This is a genomic window from Klebsiella sp. M041, assembly GCF_059759695.1.
Genome location: NZ_JCAXWU010000007.1, coordinates 184,999 through 210,970, shown reverse-complemented (window position 1 = coordinate 210,970; position 25,972 = coordinate 184,999). Strand labels below are relative to the sequence as shown.

Here is a 25,972-nt window from a genome sequence, read left to right as displayed (position 1 = left end):
TGGCGCGTAGCGATCCGGGCCTGTAAAACCCGTAGGCCGGGCAATCGCAGTGCCGCCCGGCAAAACAGGCAAACGAGGTTCTTATGTCCGTACTCGATCTAAACGCGCTTAATGCATTGCCGAAAGTGGAACGTATTCTGGCTCTCGCGGAAACCAACGCCCAACTGGAAAAGCTCGACGCCGAAGGGCGTGTGGCCTGGGCGCTGGAAAACCTGCCGGGAGACTATGTGCTGTCGTCAAGCTTTGGTATTCAGGCGGCGGTGAGTTTGCACCTGGTAAATCAAATCCGCCCGGACATTCCGGTGATCCTCACCGATACCGGTTACCTGTTCCCGGAAACCTACCAGTTTATTGACGAACTGACGGACAAGCTCAAGCTGAACCTGAAGGTCTACCGCGCGGCTGAAAGCGCGGCCTGGCAGGAGGCGCGCTACGGCAAGCTGTGGGAGCAGGGCGTTGAGGGCATTGAGAAATACAATGAGATCAACAAGGTTGAACCGATGAACCGGGCGCTGAAAGAGCTAAACGCGCAGACGTGGTTTGCCGGTCTGCGCCGCGAGCAGTCGGGCAGTCGGGCGACGCTTCCGGTGCTGGCGGTCCAGCGCGGGGTGTTCAAGGTGTTGCCGATTATCGACTGGGATAACCGGACGGTGTATCAGTATCTGCAAAAGCATGGGCTGAAATACCATCCGCTGTGGGAGCAGGGGTATCTGTCGGTAGGCGATACCCACACCACCCGCAAATGGGAGCCGGGCATGGCAGAAGAAGAGACCCGGTTCTTCGGGCTTAAACGCGAGTGCGGATTGCACGAGGGTTGATTAGCGCTTCCTCAGGGAATAGTGTGAAAGAGAACACGCGGGTGATGCCGCGTGTTCATTTGCACCCGTCAGCTTTTCTTCTCCACCTTCGCCAGCTCTTTCACCAGCGGCAGCATCACTTTCACGACATCGCGCCCGCGATGCTCGATCCGTCCCGGCAGCGCGTTGTCGATATATTGCTGATTATCCAGCTGAACGTCATGCCAGCTGATTCCCTGCGGGAAGCTGCGCGATTTGCTCCGCTGCTGATAGCCATCTTTCTTGCCTAATGACCAGTTGGTCGCTTCGACCGACAGCACCGGGATCCCCGCGTTGTCGAAGACGCTGGCGTCATTACAGCAGCTGGTGCCTTTCGGGTAAGCCGGATTGAGTCCCGGATTGGTGTAGGCGGCAATGCCTTTGCTGCGGGCGATAGCCAGCGCGCGATCGCGGGTCAGCTTGCGCACCGAGGCCGGCGTGCGGCGGCCGCTGTTGAAGTAAAGCTTATCGCCCACCACCAGGTTATCGAGATTGATCACCAGCAGGGTATTTTTCTTTTCCGCTTCGCTCATCCGCTGCAGCAGGTTTTGCGCGCCGAGACGACCTTCCTCTTCACCGCTGGTGGCGATAAAGCGAATGCCATAGCGGGTGGGGACGTTCTTTAAATGCTCCGCCAGCTCCAGCATCACCCCGAGCCCCATCGCGTTGTCGTCAATTCCCTGCAGCGTCAGGCCGCCGAGGTTGTTTTCGACGTCTTTATCGCTCTGCGGCGCGTAGGTATCGAGGTGCGCCATGATGATGATTTGCTGGCGAGACTGGCCTTCATGGGCGGCGATCACCGTACTGCCGGTGACGTTATGCCAGTTTTTACGCTGGTTGCTGTCGGTATAGATGTAGCGGGTATTGAAGCTCCGCACGTCGCTTTGATAGCCCATCCGGGCGAACTGCTGGCGCAGATAGTCAGCTGAGAGCATTTCCGGGGGCGTTCCGGTCATTCGTCCCGGGAAGACGGTGGCGATATGGCGAGCCTGACTACTGGCGGTGTCGCCCAGCGCGCTGAATGCGGGGGCGGCGGCGAAAACAAAACCGGTGCCGAGCGCCAGCGGAAGCAGACGGCGGCACAACGCGGAAAACATAAGGGGTCCTTACACGAACGAGACAATTTGACGCGTACAGTATGAAACTGTGACCGCGGTTAAACAATTTCAATTGCTCTTAAATAGCGGAAAAATAGCGTGTTAAGCACTTTTTGATATTTAGATTTCCACCGCGTTATTCCTTTGTGTCACAACTCATTCCATTTCGTAATTTCATTTGCTCTAAGGCGCACCCTATAGTCGCAGTATCGCTGATTGTAAGAGAGTTGTTACCCCGTGGATTACTTGCCCCTTTTTGCCGAACTGAAACAAAGGCCCGTGCTGGTGATCGGCGGCGGTGAGATTGCCGAACGCAAGATCAAGTTTCTGCTGCGCGCCCAGGCGCAGGTGCAGGTGGTCGCCGGGACGCTGTCTCCGGCGCTGGCCGATCTGGCGGCGCGCCAGGCGCTTAGCTGGCGGGCGACGGAATTTAGCGACGCTCTGGTGGATGATGTCTTTCTGGTGATTGCCGCCACGGAGGACGAGGCGCTTAACCAGCGGGTGTTTACGGCGGCTAACGCGCGCTACCGGCTGGTCAACGTAGTGGATAACCAGGCGCTCTGCTCGTTTGTCTTCCCTTCTATCGTCGACCGTTCGCCGCTGCTGGTGGCGATCTCCTCCAGCGGGAAAGCGCCGGTGCTGTCGCGTATTCTGCGCGAAAAAATCGAAGCGCTGCTGCCGACGAACCTCGGGCGTCTGGCGGAATCGGCGAGCTACTGGCGCAATCATCTGAAAACCCGTCTGACGACCACCGAAGCGCGTCGCCGCTTTTGGGAGCGGGTCTTTACCGGCCGCTTCGCCAGCCTGATGGTGGCGGGCAACGCTGCGGAGGCGGAAAAAGCGCTGCAGGATGAGCTGGATAAGCCTGAACGCGAAACAGGTGAAATTATTCTGGTGGGGGCCGGACCGGGCGATGCCGGGCTGCTGACCCTGCGTGGCCTGCAGGCGATCCAGCAGGCGGACGTGGTTTTCCACGACCATCTGGTGACCCAGCCGGTTCTCGAACTGGTGCGCCGCGATGCCGAGCTGGTTTGCGTCGGTAAGCGCGCCGGCGAGCACTCGGTGCCGCAGCATGAAACCAATCAGCTGCTGGTGGAGGCGGCGAAGGCAGGAAAAACCGTCGTGCGTCTGAAGGGCGGGGATCCGTTTATTTTTGGCCGCGGCGCAGAAGAGCTGCAGGCTGCCGCCGCCGCGGGCATCCCGTTCCAGGTGGTGCCTGGCGTCACTGCCGCCGCCGGCGCGACGGCCTACGCCGGTATTCCACTGACCCATCGCGATTATGCGCAAAGCGCCGTCTTTGTCACCGGGCACTATAAGCCGGACAGCGCTCCCTTCGACTGGGCGCTGCTGGCGAAGAGCCAACAGACGTTGGCTATTTACATGGGCACCATGAAGGCGGCGGAAATCAGCGCCCAGCTGATCGCCCACGGTCGCGACAGCAATACGCCGGTAGCGGTGATTTCCCGCGGTACCCGCGACGATCAGCAGACGATAACCGGCACATTGCAACAACTCGAACACCTGGCGAAAGACGCCCCGATGCCCGCCCTGCTGGTGGTCGGCGAAGTGGTGCAGCTGCATCAGCAGCTCGCCTGGTTTCAACATACATCATCCGCCGAGGGGTTTAACTCTTCGGTGGTCAATCTGGCTTAAGGAACGGTTATGGACCAAAAACGACTCACTCACCTGCGGCAACTGGAGGCGGAAAGCATCCATATTATTCGTGAGGTGGCCGCCGAATTTTCTAACCCGGTGATGATGTACTCCATCGGGAAAGATTCCAGCGTAATGCTGCATCTGGCGCGCAAAGCGTTTTATCCGGGAACCCTGCCGTTCCCGCTGCTGCACGTCGATACCGGCTGGAAATTCCGTGAGATGTATGAGTTCCGCGACCGTACCGCCAAAGCCTATGGCTGCGAGCTGCTGGTGCATAAAAACCCGGAAGGGGTGGCGATGGGCATCAACCCGTTCGTCCACGGCAGCGCCAAGCATACCGATATCATGAAAACCGAAGGGCTGAAGCAGGCGCTGAACAAATACGGCTTTGACGCCGCATTCGGCGGCGCGCGGCGTGATGAGGAGAAATCCCGCGCTAAAGAGCGCATCTACTCCTTCCGCGACCGCTTCCACCGCTGGGACCCGAAAAACCAGCGTCCGGAGCTGTGGCACAACTACAACGGCCAGATTAACAAAGGCGAAAGCATCCGCGTCTTCCCGCTCTCCAACTGGACCGAGCTGGATATCTGGCAGTACATCTATCTGGAAAACATCGAAATCGTGCCGCTGTATCTGGCCGCTGAGCGTCCGGTGCTGGAGCGCGACGGCATGCTGATGATGATCGACGACGACCGTATCGATCTGCAGCCGGGCGAAGTGATTGAAAAACGGATGGTGCGTTTCCGTACCCTCGGCTGCTGGCCGCTGACCGGCGCGGTGGAGTCTGAAGCGCAGACGCTGCCGGAAATTATTGAAGAGATGCTGGTATCCACCACCAGCGAACGTCAGGGGCGCGTCATCGATCGCGACCAGGCCGGCTCGATGGAGCTGAAGAAACGTCAGGGTTATTTCTAAGGAGCCGCCATGAACACGACCATTGCCCAACAAATTGCCAATGAAGGCGGCGTAGAAGCTTATCTGCACGCGCAACAGCACAAAAGCCTGCTGCGTTTTCTGACCTGCGGCAGCGTCGATGACGGTAAAAGCACCCTGATTGGCCGTCTGCTCCACGATACCCGCCAGATCTATGAAGATCAGCTCTCTTCGCTGCACAACGACAGCAAGCGTCACGGCACCCAGGGCGAAAAACTGGACCTGGCGCTGCTGGTGGATGGCCTGCAGGCCGAGCGCGAGCAGGGCATCACCATCGACGTGGCCTATCGCTACTTCTCGACGGAAAAACGCAAATTTATCATCGCCGACACCCCGGGGCACGAGCAGTACACCCGCAATATGGCCACCGGCGCGTCCACCTGCGATCTGGCGATCCTGCTGATCGACGCGCGTAAAGGCGTGCTCGACCAGACCCGCCGTCACAGCTTTATCTCCACCCTGCTGGGCATTAAACACCTGGTGGTGGCGGTCAACAAAATGGATCTCGTCGAGTTTAGCGAAGCGCGCTTCAACGAGATCCGTGAAGCTTACCTGACTTTTGCCGAGCAGCTGCCGGGCAACCTCGATATTCGCTTTGTGCCGCTGTCGGCGCTGGAGGGCGATAATGTCGCCAGCCAGAGCGCGAACATGCCGTGGTACAGCGGCCCGACTCTGCTGGAAGTCCTCGAAACGGTGGAGATCCAACGGGTAGTGGAGAGCCAACCGCTGCGCTTCCCGGTGCAGTATGTTAACCGTCCGAACCTCGATTTCCGCGGCTTCTCCGGTACGGTTGCCTCCGGCACCGTGCAGGTCGGCCAGCGTCTGAAGGTGCTGCCGTCGGGCGTCGAGTCGAGCGTGGCGCGTATCGTCACCTTCGACGGCGATCTGCAGGAAGCCGCCGCCGGGGAAGCCATTACCATTGTGCTGAAAGATGAAATCGACATCAGCCGCGGCGACCTGCTGGTTGACGCGCAAGCCACGCTGCCGGCGGTGCAAAGCGCCAGCATCGACGTGGTGTGGATGGCCGAGCAGGCGTTGACCCCGGGGCAGAGCTACGACATCAAAATCGCCGGTAAGAAGACCCGCGCCCGCGTGGATGCTATCCGTTACCAGGTGGATATTAACAACCTGACCCAGCGTGAAGTCGAGGCTCTGCCGCTGAACGGCATCGGGCTGGTGGAGCTGACCTTTGACGAACCTTTAGTGCTGGATCCCTATCAGCAAAACCCAGTGACCGGCGGGCTTATCTTTATCGATCGTCTGACCAACGTCACCGTCGGCGCCGGGATGGTCAACGAGCCGCACCTGCAGGCGTCGACGTCGGCATCGCAGTACAGCGCTTTCGAGCTGGAACTGAACCAGCTGATCCGCAAACACTTCCCGCACTGGGACGCCCGCGACCTGCTGGGAGGCAAATAATGGCCCAGCATGACGAAAACGTCGTCTGGCATGCCCATCCTGTGACCCAGCAGCAGCGGGAACAGCATCACGGCCATCGCGGCGTGGTGCTGTGGTTTACCGGCCTTTCGGGGTCGGGTAAATCCACTGTCGCCGGGGCGCTGGAGGAAGCCTTGCATGAGCGCGGCGTCAGCACCTATCTGCTGGACGGCGATAACGTACGTCATGGCTTGTGCAGCGACCTGGGATTCAGTGATGAGGATCGCAAAGAGAACATTCGCCGCGTCGGTGAAGTGGCCAGGCTGATGGTCGATGCCGGGCTGGTTGTATTGACGGCATTTATATCTCCGCACCGCGCGGAGCGACAGATGGTGCGCGAGCGCCTGGGGGAGGGACGCTTTATCGAAGTGTTCGTCGATACCCCGCTGGCCATCTGCGAGGCGCGGGATCCGAAAGGATTGTATAAGAAGGCGCGGGCAGGGGAATTACGCAATTTCACCGGTATAGACTCGGTCTATGAGGCACCGGAAAAGGCGGAAATTCATCTGGATGGTGAACAATTGGTAACAAATTTGGTGCACCAACTATTAGACCTGCTGCAACAGAGCGATATTATCAGATCCTGAAACGGCAGCGGCATCGAGGGGTGCCGGTTGCCCGGTCTACAGGATTCGATATGCGCAATACCCAGAACCTCAGTATTATTCGTTCAGAACCGCCTCCGGCGACCGGCGACGAGACCACCTGGTCTTTGTCGGGCGCTGCCGTGGGCTTTATTTCATGGCTGCTGGCGCTGGGTATTCCCTTCCTTCTCTATGGCAGTAATACACTTTTCTTCCTCCTCTACACCTGGCCATTCTTCCTTGCGTTGATGCCGGTGGCGGTGGTGGTCGGTATTGCGCTGCACTCTCTGCTCAATGGCAAACTGCTCTATAGCGCCAGCGCGACCATCCTGACCGTCGGGCTGATGTTTGCGCTCCTCTTCCTCTGGCTGTTGGGATAACCCGTTTCTGGTATGAATCAAGCATGGGTATCAGCAGCAAAAATATGGTACAGTCCCCGCGTTACGCGGCATCGTCCGCGCGCCCCGGTAGCGTACCCGGGCGAGTTTTGGGATGATGATGCCGTTTTTCAGGGGGCAGGATGGGTAAACTAACGCTGCTATTATTAGCTTTGCTGGTCTGGCTACAGTATTCGCTGTGGTTCGGTAAAAACGGCCTGCATGACTACACGCGGGTTAACGACGACGTCACCGCCCAGCAGGCGACTAACGCCAAATTAAAAGCACGCAACGATCAGCTGTTTGCCGAAATTGACGACCTCAACGGCGGTCAGGAAGCGATCGAGGAGCGTGCGCGCAATGAACTCAGCATGACCCGCCCGGGCGAAACCTTCTATCGTCTGGTACCGGATGCGTCTAAACGCAACCAGGCATCGGGGCAACAGCAGAACAATCGATAACCAGGCCCAGGATTACAACATGGCAGCCACTTTTCCGGGCATTTGCGCCGTGGTGCCGGCAGCCGGTTTCGGCCGCCGCATGCAAACGGAATGCCCGAAACAATATCTCTCAATCGGTAACAAAACGATTCTCGAACATGCGGTCGCCGCGCTGCTGGCGGATCCGCGCGTCCAGCGCGTGGTGATTGCCGTCAGCCCCGGCGATCGGCGCTTCAGCCAGCTGCCGCTGGCCCAGCACCCGCAAATTACCGTCGTGGATGGCGGCGCCGAGCGCGCCGATTCGGTGCTCGCCGGCCTGCAGGCGTTGCCGGAGGCGCAGTGGGTGCTGGTGCATGACGCCGCGCGCCCCTGCCTGCATCAGGATGACCTCAGCCGCCTGCTGGCACTCTGTGAAACCAGCCGCGTCGGCGGGATCCTCGCAGCGCCGGTGCGCGACACCATGAAGCGCGCCGAGCCGGGCAAAACCGCCGTCGCCCATACCGTCGATCGTAATGACCTGTGGCACGCGCTCACCCCGCAATTTTTCCCTCGCGAGCTGCTGGTGGATTGCCTCACCCGGGCGCTGAACGAGGGGGCCACCATCACCGATGAAGCCTCGGCGCTGGAGTACTGCGGCTTCCATCCGCAGCTGGTCGCCGGACGCGCTGATAATATTAAAGTGACGCGCCCGGAAGATCTGGCGCTGGCGGAATTTTACCTCACCCGTTCCCGACACCAGGAGAAAGCTTAATGCGAATTGGACATGGTTTTGACGTACACGCTTTTGGCGGTGAAGGCCCAATCATCATTGGCGGGGTACGCATTCCTTATGAAAAAGGGCTGCTGGCCCACTCCGACGGCGACGTCGCGCTGCATGCGCTGACCGATGCGCTGCTGGGCGCCGCGGCGCTCGGCGATATTGGCAAGCTGTTCCCGGATACCGATCCGGCGTTTAAAGGCGCCGACAGCCGCGAACTGCTGCGCGAAGCGTGGCGCCGCATCCAGGCCAAAGGCTATACGCTCGGCAACGTCGACGTCACCATTATCGCCCAGGCGCCGAAAATGCTGCCGCATATCCCGCAGATGCGCGTTTTTATCGCTGAAGATCTCGGCTGCCATATGGACGACGTCAACGTGAAAGCGACCACCACCGAGAAGCTGGGCTTCACCGGCCGCGGGGAAGGGATCGCCTGCGAAGCGGTCGCGCTGCTGCGTAAGGCCGACAAATGATCGCCTTTGACCAACTGACCTGGCTGCACGGCAAGCCGCAGAGCAGCGGGCTGCTGAAAGCCAATCCGGAAGATTTCCTGGTGGTGGAAGACCTGGGCTTCGCCCCGGACGGCGAAGGCGAGCACGTGCTGGTGCGGATCCTCAAAAACGGCTGTAATACGCGCTTTGTCGCCGATGCGCTGGCGAAATTCCTCAAAATCCATGCCCGTGAAGTGAGCTTCGCCGGGCAAAAAGATAAGCACGCCGTCACCGAGCAGTGGCTGTGCGCCCGGGTGCCCGGCAAAGAGATGCCGGATCTGAGCAAATTTCAGCTCGAGGGCTGCCAGGTACTGGAATATGCCCGCCATAAGCGTAAGCTGCGATTAGGCGCGCTGAAGGGCAACCAGTTTACCCTGATCCTGCGCGAGGTAAGCGATCGCCAGGAGGTGGAGACGCGTCTGCAGGCCATCGCTGAACGGGGCGTGCCGAACTATTTCGGCGCTCAGCGCTTTGGCATCGGCGGCAGCAATCTGCAGGGCGCGCTGCGCTGGGCGGAGAGCGGCGCGCCGGTGCGCGATCGCAATAAGCGCAGTTTTTGGTTGTCGGCGGCCCGCAGCGCGTTGTTTAATCAGCAAGTCAGTATTAGATTAAAAAAAACGGAATTTAATCAGGTTGTTGATGGCGATGCGCTACAATTAGCGGGGCGTGGGAGCTGGTTTGTCGTCACACCGGAAGAACTCGAGGTTTCGCAGGCGCGGGTGCATAACCGCGAACTGATGATCACGGCTGCGCTGCCGGGCAGCGGCGACTGGGGAAGCCAGCGCGACGCTCTGGCCGCCGAGCAGGCCGCCATCGCCGAGGAAACCTTGCTGCAGACATTGCTGGTGCGGGAGAAAGTCGAGGCGGCGCGCCGGGCGATGCTCCTCTATCCGCAGCAGCTGAGCTGGAACTGGTGGGATGATGTAACCGTTGAACTGCGTTTCGGGCTGCCGGCGGGCAGCTTCGCCACCAGCGTGGTCAGGGAGCTTATCAATACAACGGGTGACTATGCGAATATTGCTGAGTAACGATGACGGGATCCATGCGCCGGGGATACAGACCCTGGCGAAGGCCTTAAGGGAGTTTGCCGAGGTCCAGGTGGTTGCACCCGATCGTAACCGCAGCGGGGCTTCGAATTCGCTGACGCTGGAATCGTCACTGCGCACCTTTACCTATAAAAATGGCGATATCGCCGTCCAGATGGGGACGCCGACGGACTGCGTCTACCTTGGCGTGAACGCGCTGATGCGCCCGCGTCCGGACATCGTCGTTTCCGGAATCAACGCCGGGCCCAACCTGGGCGATGACGTCATTTACTCCGGCACCGTGGCGGCGGCGATGGAAGGCCGCCATCTGGGGTTCCCCGCGCTGGCCGTGTCGCTCAATGGCTATCAACACTACGACACCGCCGCGGCGGTGACCTGCACTCTCCTGCGCGGACTCAGCCGTGAACCGCTGCGCACCGGGCGGATCCTCAACGTCAATGTCCCGGACCTGCCCCTTGACCAGATCAAAGGTATCCGCGTGACCCGCTGCGGCAACCGCCATCCTGCCGACCAGGTGATCCCGCAAAAGGATCCGCGCGGCAATACCCTTTACTGGATTGGCCCGCCGGGCGATAAGCGCGACGCCGGGCCGGGCACCGATTTTGCGGCAGTGGATGAAGGCTATGTTTCCGTTACGCCATTGCACGTCGATTTAACCGCCCATCAGGCGCATGAGGTGGTCACCGATTGGCTGGAACGTGTCGGGGTTGACAGGCAATGGTAAGTAAACGTGTTGAAAGTTTGTTGAATCAACTGCGCACGCAGGGCATCGTCGATGAACGTGTCCTCGAGGCGATCGCGCGCGTCCCGCGCGAAAAATTTGTTGATGAAGCCTTTGAACATAAAGCGTGGGAAAACACCGCGCTGCCGATTGGCCAGGGGCAAACCATCTCCCAGCCGTACATGGTGGCGCGGATGACCGAGCTGCTGGCGCTGACGCCGGAGTCGCGGGTGCTGGAGATCGGCACCGGTTCCGGTTACCAGACGGCCATCCTGGCGCACCTGGTGCATCACGTTTGCTCGGTAGAGCGAATTAAGAGTTTACAGTGGCAGGCGCGTCGTCGCCTGAAACAACTTGATTTACATAATGTTTCAACCCGTCATGGCGATGGGTGGCAAGGTTGGCAGGCGCGGGCGCCGTTTGATGCCATCATTGTGACGGCGGCGCCGCCGGAAATACCGACCGCGCTGCTGGCGCAGCTGGATGACGACGGCGTGCTGGTACTGCCGGTCGGCGAGGAGCATCAGTTTCTCAAACGGATCCGTCGCCGGGGCAACGAATTTATCATTGATACCGTCGAGGCCGTTCGCTTTGTTCCCCTGGTGAAAGGGGAGCTGGCCTGAGACCCGGATTATTCCAGGTTTTTTTTGCCTGACTTTAGGCGTAGGGTGGACACATTTTTCAGTGTCCTGGCCGGGCGTCGCCCGGTAAGCAAGATATTGGCAGTTAACATATTCCTGGGGGATAAATGAGCGCGGGAAGCACCAAATTTACCGTCAGCCGTATTGCGGCTCTTTCACTGGTTTCACTCTGGCTGGCCGGATGTACCAACACCAATAATCCGCCTGCGCCGGTTAGCTCTGCCGGCGGTGCCGCTTCTTCCAGCACCAATTCCGGCATGTTGATTACGCCGCCATCCTCCGGCGTCCAGTCTGCTCCTCAGGCGCAGCCGATCCAGCCGGTGCAGACCCAGACCATTCAGCCGCAGCCAATGGCGCAGGAGCCGGTGCAGACGGTGAATGGCAAGATCGTTTACAACCGCAAATATGGCGATATTCCGAAAGGTAGCTATACCGGCGGCAGTACCTATACGGTCAAACGCGGCGACACCCTGTTCTATATCGCCTGGGTCACCGGCAACGATTTCCGTGACCTGGCGCAACGCAACAATGTCCCGGCCCCGTACGCCCTGAACGTCGGTCAGGTGCTGCAGGTCGGCAACGCTTCAGGCCAGCCGATCACCGGTGAAAACGCCGTTTCTCAGGCCAGCGCAAGGGCGAGCGGCGGTGCGACGGCCACCACAACTTCTGCACAAAAATCGACCGCGGTGGTTGCTTCACAACCGACTATTACGTATTCTGAATCCTCAGGTGAACAAAGTGCTACCAAGATGTTGCCTAATAATAAACCAGCGACCACGACCTCGACGGTCGTCGCGCCGGTGACGGCACCTACAACGGTGAGCACAACCCAGCCGACTGCAAGCAGTACGTCAACCAGTTCGCCGATCTCATCATGGCGCTGGCCGACTGATGGCAAAGTTATCGAGAACTTTAGTGGCGCGGAAGGCGGCAATAAAGGTATCGACATTGCAGGCAGTAAGGGACAGGCTATTGTCGCGACCGCCGATGGGCGCGTCGTCTATGCCGGTAACGCACTGCGCGGCTACGGTAATCTTATTATCATCAAACACAACGATGATTACCTGAGTGCCTACGCTCATAACGATACCATGCTGGTTCGGGAGCAACAGGAAGTCAAAGCGGGGCAGAAAATCGCTACCATGGGTAGCACCGGAACCAGCTCAACAAGATTACATTTTGAAATTCGTTACAAGGGGAAATCCGTCAACCCGCTGCAGTACTTACCGCAGCGATAATTTGGCAAAGTACGGATAAGCGAAGCATTAGCTAACAGGCGCCAGGGCGGTGTCTATGCGCCTCTCGCTGAGAGGAGTAGGGGAAATCGTCCTGGCGTCTTTTGTTGATGCGCCGTGGAAGGTGCTTTGCTCAGGGATCACGGGTAGGAGCCACCTTTATGAGTCAGAATACGCTGAAAGTTCATGATTTAAATGAAGACGCGGAATTTGATGAGAACGGAATTGAGGTTTTCGACGAGAAGGCCTTAGTAGAAGAGGAACCCAGTGATAGCGATCTGGCTGAGGAAGAGCTGCTGTCGCAAGGCGCAACGCAACGCGTGCTTGACGCCACTCAGCTTTATCTTGGAGAGATTGGTTATTCCCCACTGCTGACCGCGGAAGAGGAAGTCTATTTCGCGCGTCGCGCACTGCGTGGTGATGTCGCTTCACGCCGTCGCATGATTGAAAGCAACCTGCGTCTGGTGGTGAAGATTGCCCGTCGTTACAGCAATCGTGGTCTGGCGCTGCTGGATCTGATTGAAGAAGGTAACCTCGGCCTGATCCGCGCCGTTGAGAAGTTTGACCCGGAACGTGGGTTCCGTTTTTCGACCTATGCGACCTGGTGGATCCGCCAGACCATTGAACGGGCGATCATGAACCAAACCCGTACGATCCGTTTGCCGATCCATATTGTCAAAGAGCTGAACGTCTATCTGCGTACCGCGCGCGAGTTGTCCCACAAGCTGGACCACGAGCCGAGCGCGGAAGAGATTGCCGAACAGCTGGACAAACCGGTCGATGACGTCAGCCGTATGCTGCGTCTGAACGAGCGCATCACCTCGGTTGATACCCCGCTGGGTGGCGATTCAGAAAAAGCGCTGCTGGATATTCTGGCCGATGAGAAAGAGAACGGCCCGGAAGACACCACGCAGGACGATGATATGAAACAAAGCATCGTTAAATGGCTGTTCGAACTGAACGCCAAGCAGCGTGAGGTTCTGGCGCGTCGTTTCGGTCTGCTGGGTTATGAAGCCGCCACCCTGGAAGATGTGGGCCGTGAAATTGGCCTCACTCGCGAGCGTGTGCGTCAGATCCAGGTGGAAGGTCTGCGTCGCCTGCGGGAAATTCTGCAGGGGCAAGGACTGAATATCGAAGCGCTCTTCCGCGAATAAGATCTTTTCTCTCAAAAAGGCCCCCTCGAAAGACGGGGCCTTTTTCTTTGCGCTAGCCGAGGCGGGTTTCCTGCAGATGGCGCCAGACAATTTTCCCTTCCGCTTGCTGAAAAATCGCCGTCGACCAGCGTACGTTCTCACTGCCATTCGCCAGCGTTTGGCGTTCACGGTACAGCACGGCGGCGCCGTCGTGCCACTCGCTGATGATTTTCGCCTGATCCACCACAATGTGTAATTTCGGACGGCTTGCGCCCGCCTGGTGGAAAAAACGGCTCACCGTCGGGTAGTCCATCTTCTCGCCGCTCAGAGGGATCATGGTGAATTCGGCGGCAAAACGGCTCATCAGCGCCTCAGCGCTTCCTTCCCCGTGGCTTAACCAGCGTTCGATAAGGACATGGGCGTCGACGACTTCCTGCAGATAAGGGTTCATGACTTCTCCAGAGTAGTGTGCAGGCGATGGATAATCGCCCGATTATTCAGCCGCAGGCAAAACAGCAGCGGCAACAGGGTTATGGCGGCGGCGCAGCTAAACGCGCCCTGCCAGGCGTAGGCCGGCGGGAATACCCTCAACAGCAGGGCGAGCAGCGCGCTGCCGGCAAAGAAGCTGAGCTGGCGGTTAAGGTTCCACAGCGCGCTGGCGTCAGGCATCTCTTCGCCAGGCGTATGCAGGAAAGCGCTGCTTTGCGCGGTGCTGCTGCATAAGCTGCCTCCGCCGCCCATTAGCGTAAAGGCGAGAATCAACAGCGCCAGCGGGCTGTGCGCATCGACCTGCAGCAGCAGCAGCATCCCCGCCGCCTGTAGCAGGCAGCCGACCATCACCAGCGGCCGCGGCCCGAAGCGGTTGAAATACCTGCCGGTAAAGGTGATGGCGGCAAACGAGGCCAGCGACCACGGCACCATCAGGGCGCCAGTGGCCCCCGGCGCCATCCCGGTGACGCGTTGCAGGTAGAACATTCCCACCACGTTGACGGCAATAAACATCCCCGGTACGCAGAGATATATCAGCATGGCGAAGCGCAGGAGAGGATCGGCCAGCAATGACAGCGGGAGAAAGCGGGTCGGCCGGACGGGAGCGGGGCTGTCGTTTAGCCATCGCGCCGCCAATATAAAGGTAAGCAGGGCGACAGGCAGGCTGGCGAAAAAGACCCAGCGCCAGCTGAACGCCTGGACGAGCAGGCCACCGATCGCCGGCGAGCAGGCGGGCGCCAGCAGGCCGACCAGCATCACCGCCGCCGACAGCTTCGCCCGCTCCTGCGGCTGAAACAGCGGCCACGTCAGCGCCTGGCCGAGGGGGATTAACAGCCCGCCGCCCATCCCCTGCAGCGTACGCCAGAAAATCAGCTCACCCAGGCTATGGGCCAGCCCCGATGCCAGCGCGCCGAGGCTGAACAGCCCCAGCGAGAGTAAAAACAGCCGTTTTGGCCCACAGCGCTGGCTGAGCCAGGCGCTGAACGGTACGACGGCCGTCAGGCCAAGAATATAGGCATTGCTGACCCACGCCAGCTGCGAGACGGACACCGCCAGCTCGTGGCTGATAGCCGGGAAGGCAATGCTGGCGATAAACATATTGATTAGGTCGAGAAAAAAGCCGAACAGAAAAACGGTGGCAACGCGGTGGCGATAGGTCATGATTCACTCCCTCAGACAGGCGGCTACTGTAAACCCGGCGCCGCGGGGGATAAACGGGGCGAATCGGGATATACTGTCTGAATATTTTTGACAATCATCCGGACGACGATGCTAAACCTTCAGCACGTGACCATGTTTATCGCCGTGGTGGACGCCGGCAGCTTTACCCAGGCCGCCGCGGCGCTGGGGCAGACCAAGGCGGTGGTCAGCTTTAACGTACGGCAACTGGAAAATGAGCTGGGGGTGACGCTGCTGCTGCGCTCGACGCGCCGTCTGCGGCTCACTGACGCCGGGGCGCTGTTCTATCAGCGTGGGGTGGCGCTGCTCAAAGCGGCGGAAAATCTGCAGGATGAGGTCCGGGCCAGCCATAGCGGTTTAAGCGGAGAGCTGCGGATCACCACCACGCCGGAGTATGGCGCGCAGGTCATCATCCCGGCGCTGGCGGCGTTTTCCCGTCATCATCCGGCGCTACGGGTGCGGCACGTCTCGTCCTCCCATCATGCGGATCTTATCTCCGAACGATTTGACGTGGCGATACGCCTCGGTACGCTGGCCGATTCCCGCTATCGGGCGACGCGGATAGCCAGTTTCGCGATCCTGCCCGTCGCCTCCCCGGCCTGGCTGGCGAGCCATCCGGTGCTGACGCTGTCCGATCTGGCGCAAGCTGACTGGATTATTCACGAGCGTCTGCCGGCCCCGCTGCGCTGGCAGCTGCGAACGGATGAACAGGCAGAGGTGGATTTTACGATAGTCAACGCGCCACGGTTTTCAGCCGACAGCGCCACGGCGCTGATGAGCTTTGCTCTGGCCGGATGCGGCATCGCTTTGCTGCCAGCCTGGCTGGTGGCCGGTAAACTGGCGCAGCGGGAGCTGGTGGCTGTCCTGCCGGAATACCATTTCCCGCCGCAGGGAGTGTATGCCCTTTATCCCGATGCGCAGCATATGCCGACCCGGGTGCGGACGTTTATCGACTTCCTGCGCGAGCAGCTCGGCTAGGCGCTTGCTCAGGGAACCATCATTTTACGCACCAGCCGGGAGAACTGTTCGCGTTCATCATCGCTCAGGCGGCCAAGAAACTCGTCATCGACCTCATTGCCTTGCGGAATGGAACGGTTAAGCAGCGCCTCGCCTTCGTCGGTCAGATAGACAAAACGGCGGCGTTTATCGGCCGGATCGTGCTCCCGGCGCACCAGGCCGCGCGCTTCCATCCGGCTGAGCATCTCCGCCAGCGTGGCCTTCGTACTGACCGCCGCTTCAATCAGCACCACCTGTTCGATCCCCGGCTGCTCCGCAACCGAGCGCATCACCGCATACTGAGGCTTAGTCAGGTCCGGTAACGCCTGCTGCCAGCGGGCGGTATGTTGTTGAAAAAGCTGGCGCAGCAGGTGGAATGCTTCGTTTCGTAACTCCATGGATACTCCGTAACAAAACTGTCACCTCTATGATAGCCGTTCGTACGCCTTTTTATACCTTTTCCCTGTTTGATTAAAAATGCGCACGTATACGAACGATCTTGTCATTCGACTCAGGAGAGGGTAATTTAAGCATAAAGTTCGTGTACGAACAAATTGAATGAGGTCTGGAATGAAACTGATTGTTGGGATGACGGGGGCCACCGGGGCTCCGCTTGGGGTGGCATTACTGCAGGCGCTGCGCGATATGCCGGAGGTGGAAACCCATCTGGCGATGTCGAAGTGGGCCAAAACCACCATCGAGCTGGAAACGCCCTGGACGGCACGGGAAGTGGCCGCGCTGGCGGACTTTTCCCACAGCCCGGCCGACCAGGCCGCCACCATCTCATCAGGTTCATTTCGTACCGACGGCATGATCGTGATTCCCTGCAGTATGAAAACGCTGGCAGGCATTCGCGCAGGCTATGCCGAGGGGCTGGTGGGACGCGCGGCGGACGTGGTGCTTAAAGAGGGGCGCAAGCTGGTGCTGGTCCCGCGGGAAATGCCGCTCAGCACGATCCATCTGGAGAACATGCTGGCGCTGTCCCGTATGGGCGTGGCGATGGTGCCGCCGATGCCGGCTTACTATAACCACCCGGAGACGGTTGACGATATCACCAACCATATTGTGACCCGGGTGCTGGATCAGTTTGGCCTCGACTATCACAAAGCGCGCCGCTGGAACGGCTTGCGCACGGCAGAACAATTAGCACAGGAGATCGAATAATGGCTTTTGATGATTTGCGCAGCTTTTTGCAGGCGCTGGATGACCAGGGACAACTGCTGAAAATCAGTGAGGAGGTGAACGCTGAGCCAGACCTGGCGGCGGCAGCCAATGCCACCGGACGCATCGGCGACGGCGCCCCGGCGCTGTGGTTCGATAATATTCGCGGCTTTACCGACGCCCGGGTGACGATGAACACCATCGGCTCGTGGCAGAACCATGCCATCTCGCTGGGCCTGCCGCCCAACACGCCGGTGAAAAAGCAGATTGATGAATTCATCCGCCGTTGGGATAACTTCCCGGTGACGCCAGAGCGCCGCGCCAACCCGGCTTGGGCGGAAAACACCGTGGATGGCGATGATATCAACCTGTTCGATATTCTGCCGCTGTTCCGCCTCAACGATGGCGACGGCGGGTTCTACCTCGACAAAGCCTGTGTCGTTTCGCGCGATCCGCTTGACCCTGACAACTTCGGTAAGCAAAACGTCGGTATCTACCGTATGGAAGTGAAAGGCAAGCGCAAGCTTGGCCTGCAGCCGGTGCCGATGCACGATATCGCCCTGCATCTGCATAAAGCGGAAGAGCGCGGGGAAGACCTGCCGATCGCCATTACCCTCGGTAACGACCCGATTATCACCCTGATGGGCGCCACGCCGCTGAAATACGATCAGTCAGAATATGAAATGGCCGGCGCGCTGCGCGAGAGCCCGTATCCCATCGCCACCGCGCCGCTGACCGGCTTTGACGTGCCCTGGGGTTCGGAAGTGATCCTCGAAGGGGTGATTGAAGGCCGTAAGCGTGAGATAGAGGGGCCGTTCGGTGAGTTTACCGGCCACTACTCCGGCGGTCGTAACATGACGGTAGTGCGCATCGACAAAGTCTCGTATCGCAGCAAACCGATTTTTGAATCGCTCTATCTCGGTATGCCGTGGACCGAAATCGACTATCTGATGGGCCCGGCCACCTGCGTGCCGCTGTATCAGCAGCTGAAGGCAGAGTTCCCGGAAGTGCAGGCGGTCAACGCTATGTACACCCACGGTCTGCTGGCGATTATCTCCACCAAAAAACGCTACGGCGGTTTTGCCCGCGCGGTGGGTTTGCGGGCGATGACCACTCCCCACGGCCTCGGCTATGTGAAGATGGTGATCATGGTTGATGAAGACGTTGACCCGTTCAACCTGCCGCAGGTGATGTGGGCGCTCTCCTCGAAGGTTAACCCGGCGGGAGACCTGGTGCAGTTGCCGAACATGTCGGTCCTTGAACTTGACCCAGGCTCCAGCCCGGCGGGCATCACCGACAAGCTAATTATCGACGCCACCACCCCGGTTGCGCCGGACCTTCGCGGCCACTACAGCCAGCCGGTGCAGGATCTGCCGGAAACCAAAGCCTGGGCTGAAAAACTGACCGCTATGCTGGCCAACCGTAAATAAGGAGAAGAAGATGATTTGTCCACGTTGCGCCGATGAAAAGATTGACGTCATGGCGAAATCGCCGGTGAAAGGAGTCTGGACCGTGTATCAGTGCCAGCACTGTCTGTATACCTGGCGGGATACCGAGCCGCTGCGCCGCACCAGCCGTGAGCACTATCCTGAAGCGTTCCGGATGACGCAGAAAGATATTGATGAGGCGCCGCAGGTGCCGCACGTCCCGCCGCTATTGTCGGAAGATAAGCGTTAATGAAAAGAGCCCGCTAAGGGCTTATCCTGTTAAGGTTATTTTACCTGCCATTTTAAAACTGGGTCGTGCGCAAACTGCCTGCGACCATCACGCCGACTGGGATAATCTCTCCGTCGGCTTTTTTATATTTCGCAAAATGATAAAAGTTATTTACTCATTAAATCCAGAAATTATGTAAAGGGGTAATATAATGGGGCGACTTTGCGAGTCGGCTTCCAGATTAATATAAAATCCGTCTGATTAATTCCTTGCAGATAAATTTCACGCCATGACGAGTATAGAATAGCGGCGGGTGCTTGAGGCTGTCTGGCCTTGAGCAAGACCAGGACCCCAGACAGACGAAAGCCCCAGGAGATATTTCTATCAACTGAGGCTGACGGATGAACCTGAACAATTCAGATGTTAGTCTCTTCTTTGCAGGGAGGCAAGACATGCTAACAAAATATGCCCTTGTGGCAATCGTCGTACTGTGTATTAAGGTACTGGGATTTACGCTTTTGGTGCGCAGCTCGCTGTGCGAACTCAGTATTAAAGAGCGTAGTATGGAGTTTAAAGCTGTTCTCGCTTACGAATCGAAGAAATAGCATCAGCGCGGGGGAAACCCCGCGTATTGGTTGTCAGGACGCATCCTCTCGCACCCATTTTGCATTTGTTAAAACGGCAGCACCGCAGGGCGCTGCCGTTTTTTCACGTTAAAAGAGACCTACACCAGGCTCTTCAGGCGATAGATCCACTCCAGCGCCTGACGCGGGGTCAGGGAGTCCGGATCAAGATTCTCCAGCGCCTCAACCGCAGGCGAGGTCTCTTCCGGAGCGGCGAGCAGCGACATCTGCGTGCCGTCGACCTGGGTCGCCGCCGCGTTGGGCGAGATACTCTCCAGCTCGCGCAGTTTCTGCCGCGCGCGCTTGATCACCTCTTTCGGCACCCCGGCCAGCGCGGCGACCGCCAGGCCGTAGCTCTTGCTGGCCGCGCCATCCTGCACGCTGTGCATAAAGGCGATGGTGTCGCCATGCTCCAGCGCGTCGAGATGGACGTTGGCGACGCCTTCCATTTTCTCCGGCAGCTGAGTGAGCTCGAAGTAGTGGGTGGCGAACAGCGTCAGCGCCTTGATTTTGTTGGCGAGATTTTCCGCACAGGCCCATGCCAGCGACAGACCGTCGTAGGTGGACGTGCCGCGGCCAATCTCATCCATCAGCACCAGGCTGTGTTCGGTGGCGTTGTGCAGGATATTGGCGGTTTCAGTCATCTCCACCATAAAGGTCGAGCGGCCGCTGGCCAGGTCATCCGCCGCGCCGACGCGGGTAAAGATGCGATCGATGGGGCCTATCTCCACCTTCTGCGCCGGGACGTAGCTGCCGATATAGGCCAGCAGCGCAATCAGCGCGGTCTGGCGCATATAGGTACTTTTACCGCCCATGTTCGGCCCGGTGATGATCAGCATCCGCCGCTGCGGCGCCAGCTGCAGCGGGTTGGCGATAAACGGCTCTTTCAGCACCTGCTCGACCACCGGATGGCGGCCTTCGCTGATGCGAATGCCCGGCTTATCGCTAAAGGTCGGGCAGCAGTAGTTGAGGGTTTCCGCGCGTTCCGCCAGGTTGACCAGCACGTCCAGCTCGGCCAGCGCGCTGGCGCTCGCCTGCAGGTCGGCAAGGTGCGGCAGCAGCAGGTCGAACAGTTCGTCATAAAGCTGCTTTTCCAGCGCCAGCGCTTTGCCCTTGGAGGTCAGCACCTTATCTTCGTATTCCTTCAGCTCAGGAATAATATAGCGTTCGGCGTTTTTCAGCGTCTGGCGTCGCACGTAGTGGATCGGCGCGAGGTGGCTCTGGCCGCGGCTGATCTGGATGTAGTAGCCGTGGACGGCGTTGTAGCCGACCTTCAGGGTGTCGAGGCCCAGCCGCTCGCGCTCGCGGATCTCCAGCTTATCGAGATAATCGGTGGCGCCATCGGCCAGCGCCCGCCACTCGTCCAGCTCTTCGCTGTAGCCTGGAGCGATGACCCCGCCGTCGCGGACCAGCACCGGCGGGGCGTCGATCACCGCGCGCTCCAGCAGTTCGCGCAGTTCGCTAAACTCGCCCATTTTTTCGCGCAATTTTTGCACCGGCTGACTGTCAACGTCAGCCAGCTGCTCGCGCAGCAGGGGCAACTGCTGCAGGGCATGACGCATGCGGGCTAAATCGCGAGGACGGGCGGAACGCAGCGCCAGACGCGCCAGAATACGTTCCAGATCGCCAACCTGGCGCAGCACCGGCTGCAGCTCGGTATAACGCTCCTGCAGCGCGCCGATGGTCTGCTGGCGCTCCACCAGCACGGCGGTATCGCGGACCGGCATATGCAGCCAGCGCTTGAGCATCCGGCTGCCCATCGGCGTCACCGTACAGTCGAGTACCGAGGCCAGAGTGTTATCGGTGCCGCCGGCGAGATTCTGGGTGATCTCGAGGTTACGGCGGGTGGCGGCATCCATAATGATGCTGTCCTGCTGGCGCTCCATGGTGATGGAGCGAATATGCGGCAGCGAGGTGCGCTGGGTGTCTTTGACATACTGCAGCAGGCAGCCGGCGGCGCACAGGCCGCGGGGGGCGTTTTCCACGCCGAAGCCGACCAGATCGCGGGTGCCGAACTGCAGGTTAAGCTGCTGGCGCGCGGTGTCGATTTCAAATTCCCACAGCGGGCGACGGCGCAGGCCGCGGCGGCCTTCGATCAGCGACGATTCGGCAAAATCTTCCGCATACAGCAGCTCCGCCGGATTAGTGCGCTGCAGTTCTGCCGCCATGGTTTCGCGGTCGGCCGGTTCGCTCAGGCGGAAGCGGCCGGAGCTGATGTCCAGCGTTGCGTAGCCAAAGCCTTTGCTGTCCTGCCAGATGGCGGCCAGCAGGTTGTCCTGACGCTCCTGCAGCAGCGCTTCATCGCTGATGGTGCCCGGCGTGACGATACGCACCACTTTACGCTCGACCGGCCCTTTGGTGGTGGCCGGGTCGCCTATCTGCTCGCAAATAGCTACCGACTCGCCCTGATTAACCAGTTTCGCAAGATAGTTTTCCACCGCGTGGTGGGGGATGCCGGCCATGGGAATGGGTTCGCCCGCGGAGGCGCCGCGTTTGGTCAGCGAGATATCGAGCAGCTGCGACGCGCGTTTCGCATCGTCATAAAACAGCTCGTAAAAATCCCCCATCCGGTAAAACAGCAGAATGTCAGGATGTTGCGCCTTCAGCTTGAGATACTGCTGCATCATCGGCGTATGGGCGTCGAGATTGTCAATTGTGCTCATGGGGTGTTATCCAGATCCCTGATTTGAAATGGCTGCGATTTTGTTGTTTTCGTCGTTATCACATGGATGAGACATGATAACGGAGATGGGCAGGCGAGGGAAACTGACGAACGCGCGCGGCGCGATCCGGATTCCAGTTGCGCCGCGCGGGGGTTACGGCGCCAGATAGACCTGGGGGGCCGCGTTGTCCGGATGCTGGCCGAGGCGGACATCCGCCCCGTACCAGCGATGGATAACCGACTGCTGGATCACCTCCTGCGGCGTCCCCTGGGCGACCAGGCGGCCCTGGTGAAGCAGCAGGATGCGGTCGGCCCACAGGGCGGCGAGGTTAAGGTCATGCAGCACCACGCACACGTGCAGTTGCCCGCCGGCGGTGAGCCGTTTGAGCAAGCGCAGCAGATGCTGTTGATAGTAAAGGTCCAGCGCCGAGGTGGGCTCATCGAGAAACAGCCAGCCCTGCGGCGTGCCGTCGCGCCACAGCTGCGCCAGACAGCGGGCGAGCTGCACCCGCTGCTGCTCGCCGCCGGAAAGGGCGGGATAGCGGCGGCCGGCAAGGTCATCGCAGCCGGTGACGGCCATTACCGCCGCCAGCTCCGCCGGGTCCGCGGTCGGGCCCCACGGCGAGCGCCCCATGGCGATGACCGTTTCCACCGTCCAGTCGGCCTGCAGGGCCGTACGCTGTAGCATGACCGCCCGCCGGCGCGCCAGCGCCTCGGGTGACCACGCCTCCAGCGGCGTGCCCGCCAGATGGCGGGTGCCGCTATCCGGGGTCAGGTACCCGGTCAGCAGCCGCAGCAGGGTGGATTTGCCAGCGCCGTTCGGCCCGATAAGCGCCGTCATTTCGCCGCCGCGCAGCGCGACGGAGATGTTGTCGATAATCTGCCTCTGGCCGAGGCGAAGCGCCAGCCCCTGCGCGCAATATTCATTAGCCATGTTTGGGGTTCTCCCGACGAAAGACCAGCCACAGAAACCAGGGGGCGCCCAGCAGACTGGTGAGCAGACCGACAGGCATCTCCGCCGGCGCCGCCACGGTGCGGGCCAGGGTGTCGGCCAGCAGAAGCAGGATCGCGCCGGCCAGCAGCGAGCCGGGGATCAGCCCGCGATGGTCCGGCCCCAGCCACAGGCGCATCAGGTGCGGCACCACCAGGCCAATAAAGCCGATGACGCCGCTGATGGCCACCGCCGCGGCCACCAGCACCGCGCTGCACAGCAGCAGCCAGCGCTGCAGCGCCCGCACGTTGACCCCGAGATAGTGCGCCTCTTCATCGCCGAGCTGCAGCAAATTCAGGCGGGAGGCCATCCACCACACCGCCAGCGCCGCCGGGATGATCAGGGTCGCAGCCACCAACAGTGTCGGCCACTCGGCCTGGCCCAGACTGCCCATGCCCCACAGCGACAGCTGGCGCAGCTGGGCGTCGTTGCTCAGCCAGGCCAGCACGCCGACCAGCGCCCCGCACAGCGCGTTGATGGCGATCCCCACCAGCAGCAGGCGCGACAGCGACCCCTCCTCCGCCCGGCTGAGGATAAAAATCACCACCATCACCGCCAGGCTACCGATAAACGCCGCCAGCATCGGCATATACAAGGCGATCAGCCCCGTTGCGGAGAGCGGGAGCACCAGCCAGCAGGCCACCGCCAGGGCGGCGCCGCTGCTGATGCCCAGCAGGCCCGGGTCGGCAAGCGGGTTGCGAAACAACCCCTGCATCACGCAGCCGGAGAGGGCCAGCGCCGCGCCTACCAGCAGGGCCAGCAGCACCCGCGGCAGACGGATGGTCAGCCAGATGTGGCGCAGCATCTCATCCCCGGCGGGCAGCAGGCTGGCCAGCGGCAAACGCATCGCGCCAAGGGTGGTGGCGAACAGCGTCAGCAGGATCAGCAGCAGCGTCATCAACAGCAAACGGCGGGCGAGGGCAGGGCGCATCAGGGCAGATGCTCCGCTTTTTCACGCAGCGCGATAATCGCCTGCGGGGTGCGCGGCCCAAAACCGAGCAGGGCCATATCGTCGATCGTCAGCAGCTGCTTATGACGCCCCGCCGGGGTCTGCGCCAGACCGGGCAGTTTCCACAGCCCGGCTTCGCCGCCCATCCCTTTGAGACCATCGGCGGAGATCACCACCAGATCCGCCTGGCTGGCGGCCACCCCCTCCTGCGACATCGCCCGATAGTGGTCGAAGCCCTGCATCGCGTTCTGCAGCCCGGCGGCGCGAATGGCGCCATCGGCCGCGGTGCGTTGCCCGGCCACCAGGGTATTCATTCCGCCGTGGCTGAGAATAAACAGCACCCGCTTAGTAACCGGCTGCGTTGGAATGGCGGCGATCTGTTGCTGAAGCTGCTGGCGCAGCGCGTCGCCTGCCGGGGTTTTGCCTAACGCTTCGGCAATGACGGCCACTTTGTTATCGATCGCGGCCAGGCTTTCGCCGCCCGGCACGTTAACCACCTTCACGCCGCTCGCCTGCACCTTGTGTAAGACCAGCGAGGGCTGCGCCTGGGCGCTCGCTAGCACCAGCTGCGGACGTAATGCGAGGATCCCCTCGGCGTTCAGCTGCCGCAGGTAGCTGACATCCGGCAGCTTTTGCGCCGCCGGGGGCCAGCTGCTGGTGCTGTCCCGGGCGACCAGGCTCTGTTGCGCGCCAAGGGCATAGACGATCTCAGTGACATCGCCGCCGAGGGTGACGAGCCGCTCCACAGCGGCGTGGCTCAGCAACGGGAAGGCGATGAGAAGCAGTAACCAGCGCATCATGCGGGCAGTCCTTCGCGGGTCAGACGATCCACCTGCTGGCGCCATTGCGCCTGCTCGGGGTGGCCCTCGCTGCGCTGGCCATAGAGCTGGGCGATCTGGGTGCCGTCTTTGGCGAACAGCTCGACGCTGGTGACGTGTCCGTCTGAGGTCGGCTTACGGGTCACCCACACTTCATCGAGGCTCTCTTCGCGCAGATGCAGGGTAAAGGTGGTATTGAAGATATTCAGCCAGCCGCGCATGGGAGCCAGCTTTTCCAGGGCGCCGGTGAAGATCTGCACGCAGCCGCGATTGCCGACGAAGATCATGATTTCATTGCCCTCCTGGCGCACCGTCTCCAGTAACGCTGGCAGCGCATGGCGATCAACGCGGCAGGCGAGGTCGTCGCTCACCAGGCGGAAGGCCTGCTGGCGGGAAAGCTGATATTTACGCAGCAGACCGAAGAACTGGTGTACGTCGGTCATCGCGCGCCAGTCGTTCTCCAGGGCGGCGCCGTCGGCGCTCTCGGCATATTTCACCGGCTCCAGCGGGCGCAGGGCCAGCGGCGCCGGGGCCGCCACCCGATGTTCCGCGATCAGGGTGTCCCAGGCCGCCATGTCGGTCTGCGTGGTCGCATAGACTTTCAGCAGGGCGTCGCCGTGGTGGTCGAAAAACTGAATGCTCTGGCGACCGTTATCGTTCAAATGGAAGGCGCTGGCCCACTGGCTGAGGAACAGACGCAGATCGAGCGCGCGCGGGTTGAGCACCAGCCCGGCGTGGCCGCTGAGGTGCTGGTGCGTGAACTGGCCCACCTGCTCATGGACGGCATACTCGTTGCGACAGATGCATTTGGTTTCACCGACGCGCTCCAGGGCGGCAATCAGCGCCCGGGCGTCATCGATCAGGCGCACGGCATCGTGACCGAGGCGGGCGGCGGTCAGCTCGGCTTCGCTGATCCCCATTTCCGCGGCGATATCGCGGGCATATTTCGCGGTGCTGGACGCTTTGGTGGCCTGGTAGCGCTGCCACAGATCGGGGTGGGCATTGGGCATAATCATATCCTTCTCAATGTTCAATATCCCCGGCCGGCGGGCCGGGGCAGGTGA

General features: G+C 60.5%; 28 protein-coding genes. 19 read left to right on the top strand and 9 right to left on the bottom strand.

The genetic code is table 11. The annotated features are described in order from the left end of the window. The first annotated feature begins 83 nt into the window (after positions 1 to 83). Positions 84 to 818 carry a phosphoadenosine phosphosulfate reductase gene (cysH, locus tag AC6CWS_RS11510; RefSeq protein ID WP_065882011.1) on the top strand — a complete coding sequence of 245 codons (735 nt, stop codon included), beginning with the start codon at positions 84 to 86 and terminating at the stop codon, positions 816 to 818. Between the two features lie 68 nt (positions 819 to 886). Here cysH and AC6CWS_RS11505 read toward each other — a convergent pair whose 3' ends face one another. Further along, positions 887 to 1,933 (bottom strand): aminopeptidase, encoded by a 1,047-nt coding sequence (locus AC6CWS_RS11505; RefSeq protein ID WP_032453906.1) that lies wholly within the window; start codon positions 1,931 to 1,933, stop codon positions 887 to 889. Between the two features lie 246 nt (positions 1,934 to 2,179). On the opposite strand from AC6CWS_RS11505, the gene cysG reads away from it, so the two are divergent. The 13 genes from cysG to rpoS all read left to right on the top strand — a co-directional run bounded on the left by cysG (position 2,180) and on the right by rpoS (position 13,405). Next, complete coding sequence (cysG, locus tag AC6CWS_RS11500) at positions 2,180 to 3,586, top strand: siroheme synthase CysG (RefSeq protein WP_074442586.1); 1,407 nt, start codon at positions 2,180 to 2,182, stop codon at positions 3,584 to 3,586. Positions 3,587 to 3,595: 9 nt separating this feature from the next. Then, on the top strand, positions 3,596 to 4,504 hold the full coding sequence (gene cysD, locus AC6CWS_RS11495) for a sulfate adenylyltransferase subunit CysD (protein ID WP_002915160.1): 909 nt from the start codon (positions 3,596 to 3,598) through the stop codon (positions 4,502 to 4,504). A 9-nt stretch (positions 4,505 to 4,513) separates the two neighbouring features. Further along, the gene (cysN, locus tag AC6CWS_RS11490; protein WP_065882007.1) at positions 4,514 to 5,941 is read left to right on the top strand and encodes a sulfate adenylyltransferase subunit CysN; all 1,428 of its coding nucleotides are present in this window, start codon (positions 4,514 to 4,516) and stop codon (positions 5,939 to 5,941) included. Then, positions 5,941 to 6,546 carry an adenylyl-sulfate kinase gene (cysC, locus tag AC6CWS_RS11485; protein WP_002915158.1) on the top strand — a complete coding sequence of 202 codons (606 nt, stop codon included), beginning with the start codon at positions 5,941 to 5,943 and terminating at the stop codon, positions 6,544 to 6,546. Before cysN ends, cysC begins: the two co-directional genes overlap by 1 nt. Positions 6,547 to 6,596: 50 nt before the next feature. Beyond that, on the top strand, positions 6,597 to 6,923 hold the full coding sequence (locus AC6CWS_RS11480; protein WP_004205590.1) for a DUF3561 family protein: 327 nt from the start codon (positions 6,597 to 6,599) through the stop codon (positions 6,921 to 6,923). A 140-nt stretch (positions 6,924 to 7,063) separates the two neighbouring features. After that, positions 7,064 to 7,381 (top strand): cell division protein FtsB, encoded by a 318-nt coding sequence (ftsB, locus tag AC6CWS_RS11475; RefSeq protein ID WP_002915156.1) that lies wholly within the window; start codon positions 7,064 to 7,066, stop codon positions 7,379 to 7,381. Positions 7,382 to 7,400: 19 nt separating this feature from the next. Beyond that, positions 7,401 to 8,111 (top strand): 2-C-methyl-D-erythritol 4-phosphate cytidylyltransferase, encoded by a 711-nt coding sequence (gene ispD, locus AC6CWS_RS11470; RefSeq protein WP_017899180.1) that lies wholly within the window; start codon positions 7,401 to 7,403, stop codon positions 8,109 to 8,111. Continuing rightward, complete coding sequence (gene ispF, locus AC6CWS_RS11465) at positions 8,111 to 8,590, top strand: 2-C-methyl-D-erythritol 2,4-cyclodiphosphate synthase (RefSeq protein ID WP_004181093.1); 480 nt, start codon at positions 8,111 to 8,113, stop codon at positions 8,588 to 8,590. The genes ispD and ispF overlap by 1 nt, the downstream gene beginning before the upstream one ends. Further along, positions 8,587 to 9,636: a tRNA pseudouridine(13) synthase TruD gene (gene truD, locus AC6CWS_RS11460; protein WP_065882005.1), complete on the top strand. Its 1,050-nt coding sequence runs from the start codon at positions 8,587 to 8,589 to the stop codon at positions 9,634 to 9,636. Before ispF ends, truD begins: the two co-directional genes overlap by 4 nt. Further along, positions 9,617 to 10,378, top strand: a complete 762-nt coding sequence (surE, locus tag AC6CWS_RS11455; RefSeq protein WP_065882003.1) for a 5'/3'-nucleotidase SurE — start codon at positions 9,617 to 9,619, stop codon at positions 10,376 to 10,378. Before truD ends, surE begins: the two co-directional genes overlap by 20 nt. After that, the gene (locus tag AC6CWS_RS11450) at positions 10,372 to 10,998 is read left to right on the top strand and encodes a protein-L-isoaspartate(D-aspartate) O-methyltransferase (RefSeq protein ID WP_023290820.1); all 627 of its coding nucleotides are present in this window, start codon (positions 10,372 to 10,374) and stop codon (positions 10,996 to 10,998) included. The genes surE and AC6CWS_RS11450 overlap by 7 nt, the downstream gene beginning before the upstream one ends. Before the next feature lie 125 nt (positions 10,999 to 11,123). Then, entirely contained in the window at positions 11,124 to 12,254 is a 1,131-nt protein-coding gene (nlpD, locus tag AC6CWS_RS11445) for a murein hydrolase activator NlpD (protein WP_023290819.1), read from the top strand. A gap of 158 nt (positions 12,255 to 12,412) precedes the next feature. Continuing rightward, entirely contained in the window at positions 12,413 to 13,405 is a 993-nt protein-coding gene (rpoS, locus tag AC6CWS_RS11440; protein WP_002915106.1) for an RNA polymerase sigma factor RpoS, read from the top strand. Between the two features lie 52 nt (positions 13,406 to 13,457). On the opposite strand, the gene AC6CWS_RS11435 is transcribed toward rpoS, so the two are convergent. Next, positions 13,458 to 13,835: a DUF4440 domain-containing protein gene (locus tag AC6CWS_RS11435; RefSeq protein ID WP_065882002.1), complete on the bottom strand. Its 378-nt coding sequence runs from the start codon at positions 13,833 to 13,835 to the stop codon at positions 13,458 to 13,460. Continuing rightward, positions 13,832 to 15,034, bottom strand: coding sequence for an MFS transporter (locus tag AC6CWS_RS11430; RefSeq protein ID WP_065881998.1), 1,203 nt, complete (start codon positions 15,032 to 15,034; stop codon positions 13,832 to 13,834). The genes AC6CWS_RS11435 and AC6CWS_RS11430 overlap by 4 nt, the downstream gene beginning before the upstream one ends. Before the next feature lie 108 nt (positions 15,035 to 15,142). Here AC6CWS_RS11430 and AC6CWS_RS11425 point away from each other — a divergent pair, with 108 nt between their 5' ends. Continuing rightward, complete coding sequence (locus AC6CWS_RS11425; RefSeq protein ID WP_065881996.1) at positions 15,143 to 16,030, top strand: LysR family transcriptional regulator; 888 nt, start codon at positions 15,143 to 15,145, stop codon at positions 16,028 to 16,030. A gap of 8 nt (positions 16,031 to 16,038) precedes the next feature. On the opposite strand, the gene AC6CWS_RS11420 is transcribed toward AC6CWS_RS11425, so the two are convergent. Next, positions 16,039 to 16,446, bottom strand: coding sequence for a MarR family winged helix-turn-helix transcriptional regulator (locus AC6CWS_RS11420; RefSeq protein ID WP_023290815.1), 408 nt, complete (start codon positions 16,444 to 16,446; stop codon positions 16,039 to 16,041). 172 nt (positions 16,447 to 16,618) lie between these two features. On the opposite strand from AC6CWS_RS11420, the gene AC6CWS_RS11415 reads away from it, so the two are divergent. From AC6CWS_RS11415 to AC6CWS_RS11400, 4 genes are all read left to right on the top strand, one after another. After that, positions 16,619 to 17,212, top strand: a complete 594-nt coding sequence (locus AC6CWS_RS11415; RefSeq protein ID WP_065881994.1) for a non-oxidative hydroxyarylic acid decarboxylases subunit B — start codon at positions 16,619 to 16,621, stop codon at positions 17,210 to 17,212. Continuing rightward, entirely contained in the window at positions 17,212 to 18,639 is a 1,428-nt protein-coding gene (locus tag AC6CWS_RS11410) for a non-oxidative hydroxyarylic acid decarboxylases subunit C (RefSeq protein WP_004205612.1), read from the top strand. The genes AC6CWS_RS11415 and AC6CWS_RS11410 overlap by 1 nt, the downstream gene beginning before the upstream one ends. Positions 18,640 to 18,649: 10 nt before the next feature. Continuing rightward, a complete protein-coding gene (locus AC6CWS_RS11405) occupies positions 18,650 to 18,886 on the top strand; it encodes a non-oxidative hydroxyarylic acid decarboxylases subunit D (RefSeq protein WP_032453899.1) in 237 nt (78 codons plus the stop codon). Between the two features lie 431 nt (positions 18,887 to 19,317). Continuing rightward, on the top strand, positions 19,318 to 19,470 hold the full coding sequence (locus AC6CWS_RS11400) for a Hok/Gef family protein (protein WP_065882135.1): 153 nt from the start codon (positions 19,318 to 19,320) through the stop codon (positions 19,468 to 19,470). A gap of 119 nt (positions 19,471 to 19,589) precedes the next feature. Here the strand turns inward: AC6CWS_RS11400 and mutS are convergent, their stop codons facing one another. The 5 genes from mutS to AC6CWS_RS11375 all read right to left on the bottom strand — a co-directional run bounded on the left by mutS (position 19,590) and on the right by AC6CWS_RS11375 (position 25,918). Next, positions 19,590 to 22,151 (bottom strand): DNA mismatch repair protein MutS, encoded by a 2,562-nt coding sequence (gene mutS, locus AC6CWS_RS11395; protein WP_065881992.1) that lies wholly within the window; start codon positions 22,149 to 22,151, stop codon positions 19,590 to 19,592. Positions 22,152 to 22,304: 153 nt separating this feature from the next. Then, positions 22,305 to 23,084 (bottom strand): heme ABC transporter ATP-binding protein, encoded by a 780-nt coding sequence (locus AC6CWS_RS11390; RefSeq protein ID WP_065881983.1) that lies wholly within the window; start codon positions 23,082 to 23,084, stop codon positions 22,305 to 22,307. After that, positions 23,077 to 24,072 (bottom strand): FecCD family ABC transporter permease, encoded by a 996-nt coding sequence (locus AC6CWS_RS11385; protein ID WP_065881981.1) that lies wholly within the window; start codon positions 24,070 to 24,072, stop codon positions 23,077 to 23,079. The genes AC6CWS_RS11390 and AC6CWS_RS11385 overlap by 8 nt, the downstream gene beginning before the upstream one ends. Continuing rightward, a complete protein-coding gene (locus AC6CWS_RS11380; protein ID WP_498256401.1) occupies positions 24,072 to 24,890 on the bottom strand; it encodes a heme/hemin ABC transporter substrate-binding protein in 819 nt (272 codons plus the stop codon). Before AC6CWS_RS11380 ends, AC6CWS_RS11385 begins: the two co-directional genes overlap by 1 nt. Next, the gene (locus tag AC6CWS_RS11375) at positions 24,887 to 25,918 is read right to left on the bottom strand and encodes a hemin-degrading factor (RefSeq protein WP_065881976.1); all 1,032 of its coding nucleotides are present in this window, start codon (positions 25,916 to 25,918) and stop codon (positions 24,887 to 24,889) included. Before AC6CWS_RS11375 ends, AC6CWS_RS11380 begins: the two co-directional genes overlap by 4 nt. Positions 25,919 to 25,972: the final 54 nt, after the last annotated feature.